Origin of the sequence: Domibacillus sp. (genome assembly GCF_031181085.1) — a bacterium.
In the GTDB taxonomy this organism is placed as follows: Bacteria; Bacillota; Bacilli; order Bacillales; family Domibacillaceae; genus Domibacillus.
This window is the reverse complement of record NZ_JAPSLE010000001.1, coordinates 276242-288892: the sequence shown is the minus strand read 5'-3', so window position 1 is coordinate 288892 and position 12651 is coordinate 276242. Positions and strand designations below refer to the sequence as shown.

The window sequence follows — 12651 nt, the reverse complement described above, 5'->3', positions numbered from 1 at the left end:
TCCCCTGATCTGTTGATAAAATTATATATAAAAAGGTTCAAATCTTTGAACCTTTTTATTTTTAAGAATTATAGTTTTTTTCGTATTTTGACTGCATCGATATGTTAGCCAAAATACCAAGTGAAATTGAGAGCAGCAGTAAAGAAGATCCGCCATAACTGATAAATGGCAACGGAACTCCCGTAATAGGGATGACCCCTGACATGCCGCCGAGATTGATAAATGACTGTATCCCAATCATCGAAGACACGCCGACTGCAAGCATTGAACCAAACGAATCAGGACTTTTCACGGCAATACGAAGGCCGTGTAACACGATAAATAAAATACCGCCTATGGCAAAAATGACTCCCAAGATTCCCAGTTCTTCAGCGATAATCGCCATGATAAAATCTGTGTGCGGCTCCGGTAAGTAGCCAAGCTTTTGTACACTTTGGCCAAGTCCCCGACCGGTCAGTCCGCCCGAGCCAATCGCAAGATAGGAATTCACTAGATGATAGCCATCACCCTGCTCATATTTAAAAGGATCTAAATAACTTGTTAGACGCCCCATTCGCTCTTCAGACAAAATTTCATCTTTTTGCCAAAAGAACAGCGGCGACAAGAACAGGGAAAAAATACCAATCAACAGCATAAACTTAACAAGCTTTTTCATTTTTATACCGGATGTTAAGACGATTGTCAACCCGATTGCAAAAATGATCGCAGCCGTTCCGAAGTCAGGCTGAAGCGCTACAAGGAAACAAATGCTAAAAAGCATAATAACTGGCGGCGCAATACTGTTGTTAAGCGAGTTAATATTTTTTTGTTTTTTTGAAAATATGGCAGCCATATAAAGAATGACAACCAATTTAGCAAACTCTGACGGCTGAATCGAACGCGCTCCTATTTGAAACCAGCTCTGGGCATTATTTGATACATGTCCAAATGCAAACAGTAAAAGCAGCATTCCAAACATGCCTGCCAGCATCCATTGCTGAAACCGCTTCGCTCTTAAACGCTGGTACGGAAAAAAGGATACAACGCCAAAAGCGATAAAAGCCATAAGAATATGTATCTTTTGCTTATCATAAAAATAACCACTTTCAAGTCCCCACCGCTGAACGGCCATTACTGAACTTGCACTAAAAATCATCATCAGCCCAAATAAACATAAAATACAAAACACGGCCGCTAACGGATAATCATATGATTTTAAATTTCTTTTCCACATACAAACCTTCCATTCATGCGCTTACCGATAAGCGATACTCGTTAAGTTAAAAAAACTCAAACAGCTGTTTGAGTTTTCTGTCTGTTTACCGGTCAACGGATGCTTCATGCAATGCTGAAAGTTCTTGCTCAAGTGAGTCAATCAGCTGTTTGCCATCTGCTTCATCTACCAGTCCGAGACGTATAGCGAAGTCTATTTCACGGGATAAGCCGAACATTTGAGTGTCAAGCACTTCCTCGTATAAAGGACATTGCGGCATCGTTAAATTGTCCATTTGCACTTTGATGAGACGCAAAATTTTTTCCGCATCCGCCTGCAACAGAGAGTAGGCCTTTTCCCGATGGTCTATTTTCATTTCAGATGCCATAATTTCTCCCCCTGTTCCAAGAATGGAATCACTGTATATTAAAAGATTTTATCGTTAATACAGGGAATTTGCAAGGAATTTTAACAGGTAGACTGACAACACAAAATTTTCACGCTATACTTATGAGGAAACATAGTTCACTTACATAAAGGAGATATGATTCGATGGAGCAAATCATTCCCATCAAAGGAAACGTATCGTTTCCGCTCACTCTTGACCCTGGTGTGTGGATCTTCGACGACCGCCGCATTGATTTAGACGACTTTTTTTCCTCATCACCTCAGCCTGAACGGGACACAGAGCAAGAATACATAAAAAGCACATCAAAATTTTGGGAAAAAGAAATTCGGGAAGGTGCGGTTTTTCCGCCGACGATTAAATCCGAAAAAAAATATGAAAAAGAAAAAGTGCTCACCAGCACATTCGGCGTGCCGCTTTCACCCTTTTTAAAAAATGCGGTGCCGTCAGACAGCGCTTCCCAAATTGTGATCGAAACAAAGGACGGTTCTTTTTCATTTCCTCTTGCAGAAGCGGACTCGCTCATCATGCAGTTTTCCTTTAAAGGAAAACCGCTGCGGGAAGACGGCCCCGTTTATGTCTTACTGAAAGATGGATCAAACCGTGACTGTCCGATCAAAAATGTAACGGCTGTTTCTGTTCAGTAAAAATCCATCTGCCTTCGGGCAGATGGATTTTTTATGTACCAGACAATGTTGTATCCGTTTCTTTTATAAAAACGGTTGTTTCAACTGCTAGATTCACCTTATAAGGCACCTTTAAGTTGTGTCCGCCTTCTTCCAAAATAAGCAAAACAGGCCGGTCGCTGACATGCTCATTCTGCTCGCACACAATACCCTTCCGGCCGTCTGTAAGCCATACGGTTAAACCTGTTGGATACATCACGATCGCTTTGCGGAATTTTTCAATATACTCCGTTTCAAACTCGGTTCCCGACCCTGCATATAAAATTTCCATTCCTTCATGCGGCAGCATCGCTTTGCGATAAGTTCGATTTGAGGTTACCGCGTCGTATACATCGGCAATCCCAATCATTTTCCCAAAAATATGAATTTCATTTCCCTTTAAGCTGCGCGGATAGCCAGAACCGTTTAAGCGCTCATGGTGCTGAAGTGCACAATGGGCTGCAGTCAGCGGCAGCCCGTGTTCTTTCCGAAGCAGCTCAAAGCCTAATTCTGTATGAGATTTCATAATAGTAAATTCGTCACTTGTCAGCTTTGAAGGCTTTTTTAAAATGGTTAACGGAATCAGCATTTTTCCTACATCGTGCAGCATTGCCCCTAAGCCGATTTCTTCTGTTTGTTTTGGTGTTAAATTTTTCAGTTTCATACTGAGCGCCAGTGTGTAAATGGTCACGTTTAGTGAATGAGTAAAAATATAATCATCATGGGCATATAAGTGGGTCAATAAATCAATCGCTTCTTTTCGGCTTCTGATCTGCCTGGTAATATCACGGACAACAGAAACAAACTTTTTTTCCATTTTATGAAAGCCAAATTTCGGTGAATCTGCCGATAAGTCTTGTTTCACTTGATTAAACGCTTCCGACATAACACAGAGAGCTTCTCTTCTTGTCCCTTCTGTTAAAACCGGACGAATATAGATGTCATCCGTACGTGCATCTTCAATGTATACGTATGAAATACCAAGCGAGTACAGCCGCTTCACGATAGGCGGTGTGAGCTCAGCACCTGCCTTCAGCAGTATTTGTCCTTTGCTGTTTAAAACATTTTCAGCAAGAAAGACATTTTCTTGGATGGATGACACAGCGACTAATCTCAAAATGTTCGAACTCCTTATATAGCCAAAATAACGTTATTGAATCGTTTCCTGTTTTAAAGCTTCCATAATTTGCCCGTCCAGCTTTTCGGCTGCCTGTAAATCGTATGTTTTTTCGGAAACAGGTTCTACTGTAATTCTTGATCCATAAAACATAACATCCCGCACTTCTTTAATAGACACTTCGATAACGGATGTTTTTAACGGTACTCCCTCTAAATGAGAAGATAGGATTTTTGCACTACCACTGATTGTATAAGCCGATTCGGAGGCAAAAACAGCCAGGGAAACCAGTGCATTTTTATGAATATTATGGATGATTTTTGAACGGCTGTCTACCGCTATACGCAGCGTTGTATCATTTAAAGCATACACCCAGGAAATCGCATTCATAAAAGGGGCCCCTGTTTCCGCATCTACTGTCGAAAAAAATGAAAGGCGTTCCGATTGAAGTGCTTCGAACAATTCCGGTATTAAATATGGTTCGTTTCGATTTGCCAACGCCACCGCTCCTTCTGACTTTTCTCCTATTATACCGATATTCTATCTGCATTTCTATATGCTGCCCTCTCCCATGTTATACTACTTGTAAAACGGAGGTGCCTCTATGAGAGTAAAATGCATAATGTGTGACAAAATTGAATCAATTGACGATCAATTGCCTTCTGCTAAAAAGCTGCGCAACCGGCCCATTCATACCTATATGTGTGAAGCATGCCGGGCACGTATTGCGGAAAAAACCGAGCAGCGAATCCGTACAGGACAGTTTTTTGTTTATCGTTCTGGAAAAGAAAAAGAGTGGCTTTCATAAAAAGCCTTCTGTTGGCTGGCACTGCAGGAGGAATAGTGCTTGGCTTTTTTTTAAAGGCAGCCGAATGGCTTACAGGAAAGAAAGTGTATACCTTACTGCTGAACGTTGATTTCATTCCTCTTCTTAACCGAATTGTGTGGCCGGAATGGATGGAATTTCTCTTTCACTTACTTCTTTCTTTTTCGATTACAGCTGTTTTTTTGGGACTGCTTTCCAAAACGAAGCGGCCTTTTACAACTGCTTTTGTTCTTGTGCTGCCGACTGTTTTTCTGTACTACCCTTTATCTATACTTTCCCACAAGCCCGTTGCTGCTCCGTACGATGGACAGGCTTTTGGCTGGTGGGCAGCAGGACATGCTTCATATGCCCTTGTCCTTGGTCTGTACGGGCAAAAAATAAAGCGGGAGGCATAAGCCTCCCGCTTTATTCAGCGTGTGGTTTTTTCTTGTTTTTGATACTTTCTCAGCCTGAATTTATACGCCCCTAACACAAGGGCAGCTACAATCAGGCTTTCAACAACCGGCAGCTGGTAAGACAGGATTAAAAGCAGCAGGGAGCCGGCCGCAAGGGAAACATAAACGATGGCGTTTTGCCACATTTTTAGTTTTTTTGCAAACCCGAGATTATAAACGAGAATGGAGAGGGCAATTAAAACAGCCCAGTAAATATAGATCGCTGTTTGAACACCAAATGATTCAATAAGAGCCCGAAGAAGCGGGCCGACATGTTCCAATCCTTCCACACTCATTCCTCCCTATCCTTATGCTTAATGCTTAGTCCTGCTTATTCTTTTTCGCTGCGCGCTCACGTTCGTTTTTATCTAGGATTTTTTTGCGAAGACGGATCGATTCCGGCGTTAATTCGCAGTATTCATCATCATTCAAGTACTCAAGCGCTTCTTCAAGAGACATAATGCGCGGCTTTTTCATTGTAGCGGTTTGATCTTTGTTGGCAGAACGGACATTGGTTGCCTGTTTTGTTTTTGCGATATTTACCGTTAAATCATTGTCACGTGTATGTTCGCCCACGATCATACCGGCATAAATTTCTGTACCCGCTTCGACAAAAATCGTTCCACGGTCTTCCACACCCATGATGCCGTATGTTGATGCTTTTCCAGTTTCCTGCGATACAAGAACGCCCTGACGGCGGCCGCCGATGCGTCCTTTTTGCATTGGCTGATAGCTGTCAAACGTGTGGTTAATAATGCCGTAACCGCGTGTCATGGTTAAAAACTCTGTTGTGTATCCGATCAATCCACGTGCAGGCACCATGAAAATCAAGCGGACCTGGCCGTTTCCATTGTTGATCATGTCGAGCATTTCACCTTTACGCTCACCCATTGATTCGATGATAGAGCCGGTGTATTCTTCCGGCACGTCAATTTGAACGCGTTCAACCGGTTCACATTGAACTCCATCAATTTCGCGAACGATAACCTGCGGCTTCGATACTTGAAGCTCGAATCCTTCACGGCGAAGGTTTTCAATTAAAATGGATAAGTGAAGCTCGCCACGCCCTGATACGATCCACTCATCTGGAGAAGCGGTATTTTCAACACGAAGGCTGACATCCGTTTCAAGCTGTGCATGAAGACGTTCTTCGATTTTTCTTGATGTAACAAATTTCCCTTCGCGGCCAGCGAATGGGCTGTTGTTTACAAGGAAGTTCATTTGCAATGTTGGCTCATCAATGCGAAGTACCGGAAGTGCTTCTTGATGCTCCATTGGTGTAACTGTTTCACCAACGTTAATATCTTCCATGCCGGAAACGGCTACAAGATCGCCGGCTTTTGCCGTTTCAATTTCAACCCGTTTTAATCCAAGGAAGCCAAACATTTTTGTTACACGGAACTGTTTTACTTTACCGTCAAGCTTCATTAACGCTACAGACTGTCCAACAGACATTTCGCCGCGGAAAACACGGCCGATTCCAATACGGCCTAAATAGTCATTGTAATCAAGAAGAGCTACCTGGAATTGAAGCGGCTCGTCACTGTTATCAACCGGTGCCGGGATATGTTCGATAATCGCTTCGTATAGTGCTTCCATGTTTTCATCTTGTTTTTCGGGATCTGTACTTGCAGTTCCGTTAATACCAGACGCATAAATAACCGGGAATTCAAGCTGCTCATCGTTTGCATCAAGCTCAATGAAAAGCTCAAGTACTTCATCTACTACTTCTGCCGGACGGGCAAAATCACGGTCAATTTTGTTAACAACAACAATTGGACGCAAATTTTGCTCTAGTGCTTTTTTCAATACGAAGCGTGTCTGAGGCATGCAGCCTTCATACGCATCGACAACAAGTAAAACACCGTCAACCATTTTCATGATCCGCTCTACTTCGCCGCCGAAGTCAGCGTGTCCTGGTGTATCCAAAATGTTGATTTTTGTATCTTTATATTGAATCGCAGTATTTTTAGCGAGAATTGTAATACCGCGTTCGCGTTCAAGGTCGTTTGAATCCATCGCGCGCTCTTCTACATGCTCATTTGAACGAAAAATACCTGACTGCTTCAATAACTGATCGACCAGCGTTGTTTTTCCGTGGTCAACGTGGGCGATAATCGCGATGTTCCGTAAATCGTTTCTTGTTTTCAACCTATTTCCTCCTGCCTTTTCTAGAAACTTCGTTTTGTTCGGTTTCCATTAACTGAACTATTATACCACATCATAACCACGATGCCTATTTGGAAAAAGCAGCATTGCAAAAAAAGATCTCGTTGTACTACAATAGACAAAAAGGAGGTCTGCACTTTGCCTACTATTCAATGGCCGTTTTTAGGATTTGCTGTTTTAGCCGCTGCATGCATGATTGGCATCGGTATTGCCATCGGTGAAGGAAGTATTTTAGGCGGCGCGCTCTCTATTATCCTGCTTCTCGCTGTTATGGGATTTGGATTTTCGTACAAAGCGAAAATGCGCCGGGCAGGCAAATTATAAAAAGGTACAAGGTAACAATGCCTGGTGCCGGGCCGAGTAACGCCCTACATATAACGGACTGCTTACAATAAAAAGGAACAGCCGCATAAAGCGCTGTTCCTTTTTTCTTAGCTCAAATATTTCTTTAAAATGTCTTCATAAAGACCTGGCGCTGCCGCAAAAACCGGATTGATGGAAAGCATATCAATTTCTTCTCCGCTAATCGTGCTCACAATGCCGCCCGCTTCTTCGACAATCATTTTACCGCCGGCAAAATCCCACGGCGCATTCCGCATTGTAATATAGGCGCTTAAACGCCCCGAAGCTACATAAGCAAGTTCCAGCGCTGCTGATCCGTATGATCTTACTCCGCGCACATCTTTCGCCAGCTGGATGAGTTTGTTTTGATCAAAATGCCGATTGTTAATCAGCCATGTGGCACTAATCCCTAATATAGCCGTTTCAACCGGTACTTGTTCGAGTTTTTGAAGCGGTGTATCGTTCATCCAGGCCCCATGTCCTTTTCTGGCATGATAAAGCTCGTCATGAACAATGTCATATATGTATCCAAGCCGGCCGATACCGTCCTCATAAATACCGATAGAGATGGCGAAATTACGCTGCTGGTGAACAAAATTCATCGTACCGTCAATCGGGTCGATTATCCATATCACACCATCAAGCGATTTGATTTGATCTCCCTGGCCTTCTTCCCCTAAAATACGATGATCTGGAAAGTGGGAGCGGATATTCTCTATAAAAAACCGCTCTGTTTCCTGGTCTACATTTGTCACTAAATCATTCGGATTTGACTTTGCCTGAATGGTGAGCGAATCAGTAAAGGATGCTCGTATATTTGTGCCGGCTTCCTGAATCCACCGTTTTACCATTTGGTCTATTTTTGTCCAATTCGCCATGATACAGCCCCCGTCTCACTTCTATTCCGTTTTTTATCACCTTACACGAAATAAAAAGGCTTATCAAGTTTTTCCAACTTCTCACGATATGGTAACATAAGAATGAAAAATGATTTGCAGGAAAGGATTACACTCTCATGAATTTTACCGGTTTTACAGAAGAAGATTTTCAGACCTTCCAAATAAATGGTCTTATAGAAAGAATGACTGCCATACAGGAACGGATCCAGCCGAAATTCAATCAGCTCGGCAGCGCCCTGGCCGATGATTTGGCAGCACTGCTCGGACAGGAAATGTTTTTGCACATTGCACGCCACGCGCGACGTAAAGTGAATCCGCCAAACGATACATGGCTTGCTGTAGCAGATAACAAACGTGGATATAAGCAGCACCCCCATTTTCAAGTCGGCTTGTTTGACGATCATGTTTTCGTTTGGCTTGCTTTTATTTACGAGCTGCCGCGTAAAAAAGAAATTGCCCAAGCCTTCTTAACTCATCAGCAGATGCTCCAAAATACGATACCGGCTGACTATGTGGTGTCTCTCGATCATTTAAAAAAAGACGCTCAAACATGGGAAGAGCTGGACGTTGAACAGGCTCTCGAGCGGTTCCAGGATGTAAAAAAAGCGGAGCTTTTAATTGGCCGCCACATTCAAGCGGATGACCCAGTTCTGCAGGATGGAGAAGCACTTTATACCCTTATTAAAGAAACGTTTAAAACACTTCTTCCTATTTATCAGCTTGCTTATAAATAAACAGCAGCCCATTTCCTCTGCCGAAATGGGCTGCTGTATTTACATGCGTATTTTCGCTTGTTCAGGAGCCTGCTTCATTTTTTGAACAGCCCGGTAGGAAGAATAGCCGCTTACTTCTTCAAACTCATTGCAAATGCGCTTTTCTTCTGCTTTTCCTGGCACAATTTCTTTAAAGCGGCGATACCGCTCCATTAACGTTTCTTTGGCAATTCCTTTTTCATAAGCCTGTTCAATGGCTTCGAAAAAGGAAACAACATCAATCACTTCTTCCGTTGACCAGTCCGTTGAAAACGGGTACGAATATTCCATTTTTCTCACCTCCCTTTATTTATTCGCTTTTGTACAAGTCATCTCCTTGCTTGGGAAGAAAAATTTCTTTGCAAGGACCATGCAAAGTGCTATAATTCTTTTGCTTTAGCGAATGATTAGAAAAGAGGTGGAAATGGCGTTGTCACAACACGAAACACCATTATTTGACGGGCTTCTTCGCCACGCCGAACGGAACCCAGTTCAATTTCATATTCCAGGTCATAAAAAAGGAAACGGAATGGACCCCGTCTTCAAAGAATTTATCGGAGAAAATGCGCTTTCCATTGATTTAATTAATATTGCACCCCTTGATGACCTCCATCAACCGCACGGTATCATTAAAGAAGCCCAGCAGCTGGCTGCCGAGGCATTTGGTGCTGACCATACGTTTTTCTCTGTTCAAGGAACAAGTGGAGCTATTATGACAATGATTATGGCCGTTTGCGGACCTGGTGAAAAAATCATTGTACCGCGTAATGTTCATAAGTCCATTATGACCGCGATTGTATTTTCTGGTGCAGTTCCGATCTTTATTCATCCTGAAATTGACAAAGATTTAGGAATTTCACATGGTATTACAACCGAGTCTGTTACTCGGGCATTAACAGAGCATCCGGATGCAAAAGGCCTGCTCGTGATTAACCCGACGTACTTCGGCATTGCGGGCGACTTAAAACAAATCGTTGATATTGCCCATTCATTCAACGTTCCCGTTCTTGTCGACGAAGCACACGGTGTTCATATCCATTTTCATGAAGACCTCCCGATTTCGGCTATGCAGGCAGGAGCCGATATGGCGGCCACGAGTGTGCATAAGCTGGGCGGTTCTATGACCCAGAGCTCTATCTTAAATGTACGCGAAGGACTTGTATCCGTAAATCGTGTACAGACGATTTTGAGCATGCTGACAACGACATCTACGTCTTATATCCTGCTTGCTTCCCTTGACACCGCACGGAGACACCTTGCGATCAACGGGCATCAAATTATTGAGCAGACCCTGAAACACGCGCAGGAAACACGAAAAAAAATAAACGAAATTGATCACCTGTATTGTGTAGGTGAAGAAATTCTAGGCTCAAAAGCCACGTATGATTATGACCCGACCAAACTGATTGTTTCTGTTAAGAACCTTGGTATAAGCGGACATGATGCAGAAAAATGGCTCCGGGACCGTTATAACATCGAGGTAGAGCTCAGTGATTTATACAACATTCTCTGCATTATTACACCAGGGGATACGAAAGAAGATTGTGAACTGCTTGTGAAAGCTTTAACTGAAATGGCAGCTTCCTTTAAAGGCACTGTTCAGTCTAGATATGCGCATGTAATGCTGCCGGATATCCCGCTGTTAGCACTGTCTCCTCGCGAAGCTTTTTATGCCGAGACAGAAACCGTCCCACTTGATGAATCAGCAGGCCGGATTATGGCAGAATTTATGATGGTTTACCCGCCGGGTATCCCAATTTTTATTCCGGGTGAAATCATTACCGAAGAAAACCTGCGTTATGTAAAAGAAAACGTAGCAGCCGGACTTCCTGTTCAAGGCCCTGAAGATGAAGAATTAAAAACATTACGTGTAATCCGCGAACGCAAGCCGATTTATTAAAAAAAGAGCCGCTCCAGTTGGAGCGGCTCTTTATATATCCGTTCAGTCATCACTCTCTGTTTCATGATCACAGCCACAATGAGAGTATAAAACTGTCACCTTTTCTTCTTCGAAATGCTCAATTGTTGCTTTGCATAACTTGCAGATGATTGTTCCCATGTTTTATAACCCCCTGTTTTTGTTTTTGAAAGCGATTTATGTTTAATAAATTTATATCCACTTGGAGCGGCTCATTTTTGCTATCCGTTCAGTCGTCACTTTCAGTTTCATGATCACAGCCACAATGAGAGTATAAAACTGTCACCTTTTCTTCTTCGAAATGCTCAATTGTTGCTTTGCATGACTTGCAGATGATTGTTCCCATGTTTTATAACCTCCTGTTTTTGTTTTTGAAAGCGATTTATGTTTCTTGAGTTAATAATAATATAACACATTTTAAATTTCAAGCTCTAATTGTATAACATATTTAAAAACGGGACAAAAAACCCCCGGTTTCCTAAAATAAGGAAACCAGGGGTTTCAATGTAATCATTCGATTATTTTACGATGTGAATTGGTGTTCCAAGTGCTACTTCTGCTGCTTCCATTGTCATTTCAGCAAGCGTAGGGTGAGCATGGATTGTCATCGCTACATCTTCAAGTGTCATACCTGCTTCAATCGCAAGACCAAGCTCTGCAACCATATCTGAAGCACCTGAACCAGCGATTTGCGCGCCGATAATCAGTCCGTCTTCTTTGCGTGATACCACTTTTACGAAGCCGTCTGTGCTGTTAAGCGCAAGCGCACGGCCATTCGCTGCGAATGGGAATTTCGCAGATACGATTTCGATATTTTCTTCTTTTGCTTGTGCTTCACTGTATCCAACTGTTGCAAGTTCTGGCTCTGTAAAGCAAACCGCTGGAATCGCAAGGTAATCCACTTCAGATTTTTCCCCTGCAATCGCCTCAGCAGCAATCTTACCTTCGTAAGATGCTTTGTGGGCTAAAGGAGGTCCCGAAATGATATCGCCGATTGCGTAAATGTTTTCTACACTTGTACGGCACTGTTTGTCAACTTCTACCAAGCCGCGCTCTGCTACTTTCACGCCAACGCCTTCAAGACCCATTTCATCCGTGTTCGGACGACGGCCTACTGTAACAAGTACGTAATCCGCTTCAATTGTTTCTTCTTTTCCGCCTGCTTCGTATGTTACTTTTACGCCGTTTTCTGTTTCTACAGCAGATTTAGCCATCGCACTCGTTACGATTTCGATGCCTTTTTTCTTCATGTTACGTTTAACAATAGAAGACATTTGTTTTTCAAAGCCGCCAAGAATTTCAGGAGCGCCTTCAAGGATTGTTACTTCTGTTCCAAAATCCGCATATGCTGTTGAAAGCTCAGAGCCGATGTAGCCGCCGCCGACAACAACCATTTTTTTAGGGATTTCTTTTAGTGATAATGCGCCTGTTGAATCAATAACGCGGTTTGAAAATTTAAAGTTTGGAATTTCAATTGGGCGTGATCCAGTAGCAATGATCGCATTTTTAAATGTATACGTTTGTGCAGAATCTTCACCCATAACACGAAGAGTGTTCGCATCGTTGAAATAAGCTTCACCGCGAACGATTTCCACTTTGTTTCCTTTTAGAAGACCTTCAACGCCGCCTGTAAGCTTGTTCACGACGCTAGCTTTCCACTCTTGTACTTTGTCGAAGTTTACAGAAACAGCTTCAGCAATGATACCGATATCGTCAGAGTGTTTCGCCTGCTCGAAACGGTGAGCTGCTGTTAAAAGAGCTTTAGAAGGAATACAGCCTACGTTTAAGCAGACGCCTCCAAGATTTTCTTTTTCGACGATCGTTACTTTTTGTCCAAGCTGTGCTGCGCGGATTGCCGCTACATAACCGCCAGGGCCTGAACCAATTACTATAGTGTCTGTTTCAATTGGGAAATCTCCTACTACCATCTC

17 protein-coding genes are annotated in these 12651 nt (G+C 42.9%); 6 read left to right on the top strand and 11 right to left on the bottom strand.

What is annotated here, in order from left to right:
* Nucleotides 1–61: 61 nt before the first annotated feature.
* Together RIN81_RS01640 and RIN81_RS01635 are read right to left on the bottom strand one after the other, a co-directional pair.
* The gene (locus RIN81_RS01640; RefSeq protein WP_309086997.1) at nucleotides 62–1213 is read right to left on the bottom strand and encodes an FtsW/RodA/SpoVE family cell cycle protein; all 1152 of its coding nucleotides are present in this window, start codon (nucleotides 1211–1213) and stop codon (nucleotides 62–64) included.
* 85 nt (nucleotides 1214–1298) lie between these two features.
* A complete protein-coding gene (locus tag RIN81_RS01635) occupies nucleotides 1299–1580 on the bottom strand; it encodes an Fpa/YlaN family protein (protein WP_050181559.1) in 282 nt (93 codons plus the stop codon).
* A 164-nt stretch (nucleotides 1581–1744) separates the two neighbouring features.
* Here RIN81_RS01635 and RIN81_RS01630 point away from each other — a divergent pair, with 164 nt between their 5' ends.
* Entirely contained in the window at nucleotides 1745–2245 is a 501-nt protein-coding gene (locus RIN81_RS01630; protein WP_309086996.1) for a peptidyl-prolyl cis-trans isomerase, read from the top strand.
* A 31-nt stretch (nucleotides 2246–2276) separates the two neighbouring features.
* Here RIN81_RS01630 and RIN81_RS01625 read toward each other — a convergent pair whose 3' ends face one another.
* A complete protein-coding gene (locus tag RIN81_RS01625; protein ID WP_309086995.1) occupies nucleotides 2277–3380 on the bottom strand; it encodes an HD-GYP domain-containing protein in 1104 nt (367 codons plus the stop codon).
* 33 nt (nucleotides 3381–3413) lie between these two features.
* Complete coding sequence (locus RIN81_RS01620; RefSeq protein WP_309086994.1) at nucleotides 3414–3878, bottom strand: pyridoxamine 5'-phosphate oxidase family protein; 465 nt, start codon at nucleotides 3876–3878, stop codon at nucleotides 3414–3416.
* A gap of 106 nt (nucleotides 3879–3984) precedes the next feature.
* On the opposite strand from RIN81_RS01620, the gene RIN81_RS01615 reads away from it, so the two are divergent.
* Nucleotides 3985–4188, top strand: coding sequence for a YlaI family protein (locus RIN81_RS01615; RefSeq protein ID WP_242232159.1), 204 nt, complete (start codon nucleotides 3985–3987; stop codon nucleotides 4186–4188).
* Between the two features lie 35 nt (nucleotides 4189–4223).
* Complete coding sequence (locus RIN81_RS01610; protein WP_309086993.1) at nucleotides 4224–4601, top strand: hypothetical protein; 378 nt, start codon at nucleotides 4224–4226, stop codon at nucleotides 4599–4601.
* A gap of 14 nt (nucleotides 4602–4615) precedes the next feature.
* Here RIN81_RS01610 and RIN81_RS01605 read toward each other — a convergent pair whose 3' ends face one another.
* Nucleotides 4616–4930, bottom strand: coding sequence for a YlaH-like family protein (locus RIN81_RS01605; RefSeq protein WP_375164472.1), 315 nt, complete (start codon nucleotides 4928–4930; stop codon nucleotides 4616–4618).
* Nucleotides 4931–4961: 31 nt separating this feature from the next.
* Nucleotides 4962–6791, bottom strand: coding sequence for a translational GTPase TypA (gene typA, locus RIN81_RS01600; protein ID WP_242232162.1), 1830 nt, complete (start codon nucleotides 6789–6791; stop codon nucleotides 4962–4964).
* Nucleotides 6792–6947: 156 nt separating this feature from the next.
* Between typA and RIN81_RS01595 the strand changes: the two genes are divergently transcribed.
* Nucleotides 6948–7133 (top strand): DUF5325 family protein, encoded by a 186-nt coding sequence (locus tag RIN81_RS01595; RefSeq protein WP_242232163.1) that lies wholly within the window; start codon nucleotides 6948–6950, stop codon nucleotides 7131–7133.
* Nucleotides 7134–7240: 107 nt separating this feature from the next.
* Here RIN81_RS01595 and RIN81_RS01590 read toward each other — a convergent pair whose 3' ends face one another.
* On the bottom strand, nucleotides 7241–8032 hold the full coding sequence (locus tag RIN81_RS01590; protein ID WP_309087496.1) for an inositol monophosphatase family protein: 792 nt from the start codon (nucleotides 8030–8032) through the stop codon (nucleotides 7241–7243).
* A 134-nt stretch (nucleotides 8033–8166) separates the two neighbouring features.
* Between RIN81_RS01590 and RIN81_RS01585 the strand changes: the two genes are divergently transcribed.
* Nucleotides 8167–8784, top strand: coding sequence for a YktB family protein (locus tag RIN81_RS01585; protein ID WP_309086991.1), 618 nt, complete (start codon nucleotides 8167–8169; stop codon nucleotides 8782–8784).
* A gap of 39 nt (nucleotides 8785–8823) precedes the next feature.
* Here the strand turns inward: RIN81_RS01585 and RIN81_RS01580 are convergent, their stop codons facing one another.
* Nucleotides 8824–9093: a UPF0223 family protein gene (locus RIN81_RS01580; protein WP_309086990.1), complete on the bottom strand. Its 270-nt coding sequence runs from the start codon at nucleotides 9091–9093 to the stop codon at nucleotides 8824–8826.
* A gap of 139 nt (nucleotides 9094–9232) precedes the next feature.
* On the opposite strand from RIN81_RS01580, the gene RIN81_RS01575 reads away from it, so the two are divergent.
* Nucleotides 9233–10702: an aminotransferase class I/II-fold pyridoxal phosphate-dependent enzyme gene (locus RIN81_RS01575; RefSeq protein WP_309086989.1), complete on the top strand. Its 1470-nt coding sequence runs from the start codon at nucleotides 9233–9235 to the stop codon at nucleotides 10700–10702.
* A 42-nt stretch (nucleotides 10703–10744) separates the two neighbouring features.
* Here RIN81_RS01575 and RIN81_RS01570 read toward each other — a convergent pair whose 3' ends face one another.
* From RIN81_RS01570 to lpdA, 3 genes are all read right to left on the bottom strand, one after another.
* Entirely contained in the window at nucleotides 10745–10861 is a 117-nt protein-coding gene (locus RIN81_RS01570; protein ID WP_309086988.1) for a GapA-binding peptide SR1P, read from the bottom strand.
* Between the two features lie 88 nt (nucleotides 10862–10949).
* Entirely contained in the window at nucleotides 10950–11066 is a 117-nt protein-coding gene (locus tag RIN81_RS01565) for a GapA-binding peptide SR1P (RefSeq protein ID WP_251270364.1), read from the bottom strand.
* Nucleotides 11067–11238: 172 nt separating this feature from the next.
* Nucleotides 11239–12648: a dihydrolipoyl dehydrogenase gene (lpdA, locus tag RIN81_RS01560; RefSeq protein ID WP_309086987.1), complete on the bottom strand. Its 1410-nt coding sequence runs from the start codon at nucleotides 12646–12648 to the stop codon at nucleotides 11239–11241.
* Between the last annotated feature and the right edge of the window lie 3 nt (nucleotides 12649–12651).

Bases quoted from the DNA above. Each gene is read 5' to 3' on its own strand.
- RIN81_RS01640 (WP_309086997.1), bottom strand. From the start codon at position 1,213: ATGTGGAAAAGAAATTTAAAATCATATGATTATCCGTTAGCGGCCGTG.
- RIN81_RS01635 (WP_050181559.1), bottom strand. From the start codon at position 1,580: ATGGCATCTGAAATGAAAATAGACCATCGGGAAAAGGCCTACTCTCTG.
- RIN81_RS01630 (WP_309086996.1), top strand. From the start codon at position 1,745: ATGGAGCAAATCATTCCCATCAAAGGAAACGTATCGTTTCCGCTCACT.
- RIN81_RS01615 (WP_242232159.1), top strand. From the start codon at position 3,985: ATGAGAGTAAAATGCATAATGTGTGACAAAATTGAATCAATTGACGAT.
- RIN81_RS01585 (WP_309086991.1), top strand. From the start codon at position 8,167: ATGAATTTTACCGGTTTTACAGAAGAAGATTTTCAGACCTTCCAAATA.
- RIN81_RS01580 (WP_309086990.1), bottom strand. From the start codon at position 9,093: ATGGAATATTCGTACCCGTTTTCAACGGACTGGTCAACGGAAGAAGTG.
- RIN81_RS01570 (WP_309086988.1), bottom strand. From the start codon at position 10,861: ATGGGAACAATCATCTGCAAGTTATGCAAAGCAACAATTGAGCATTTC.
- RIN81_RS01565 (WP_251270364.1), bottom strand. From the start codon at position 11,066: ATGGGAACAATCATCTGCAAGTCATGCAAAGCAACAATTGAGCATTTC.
- lpdA (WP_309086987.1), bottom strand. From the start codon at position 12,648: ATGGTAGTAGGAGATTTCCCAATTGAAACAGACACTATAGTAATTGGT.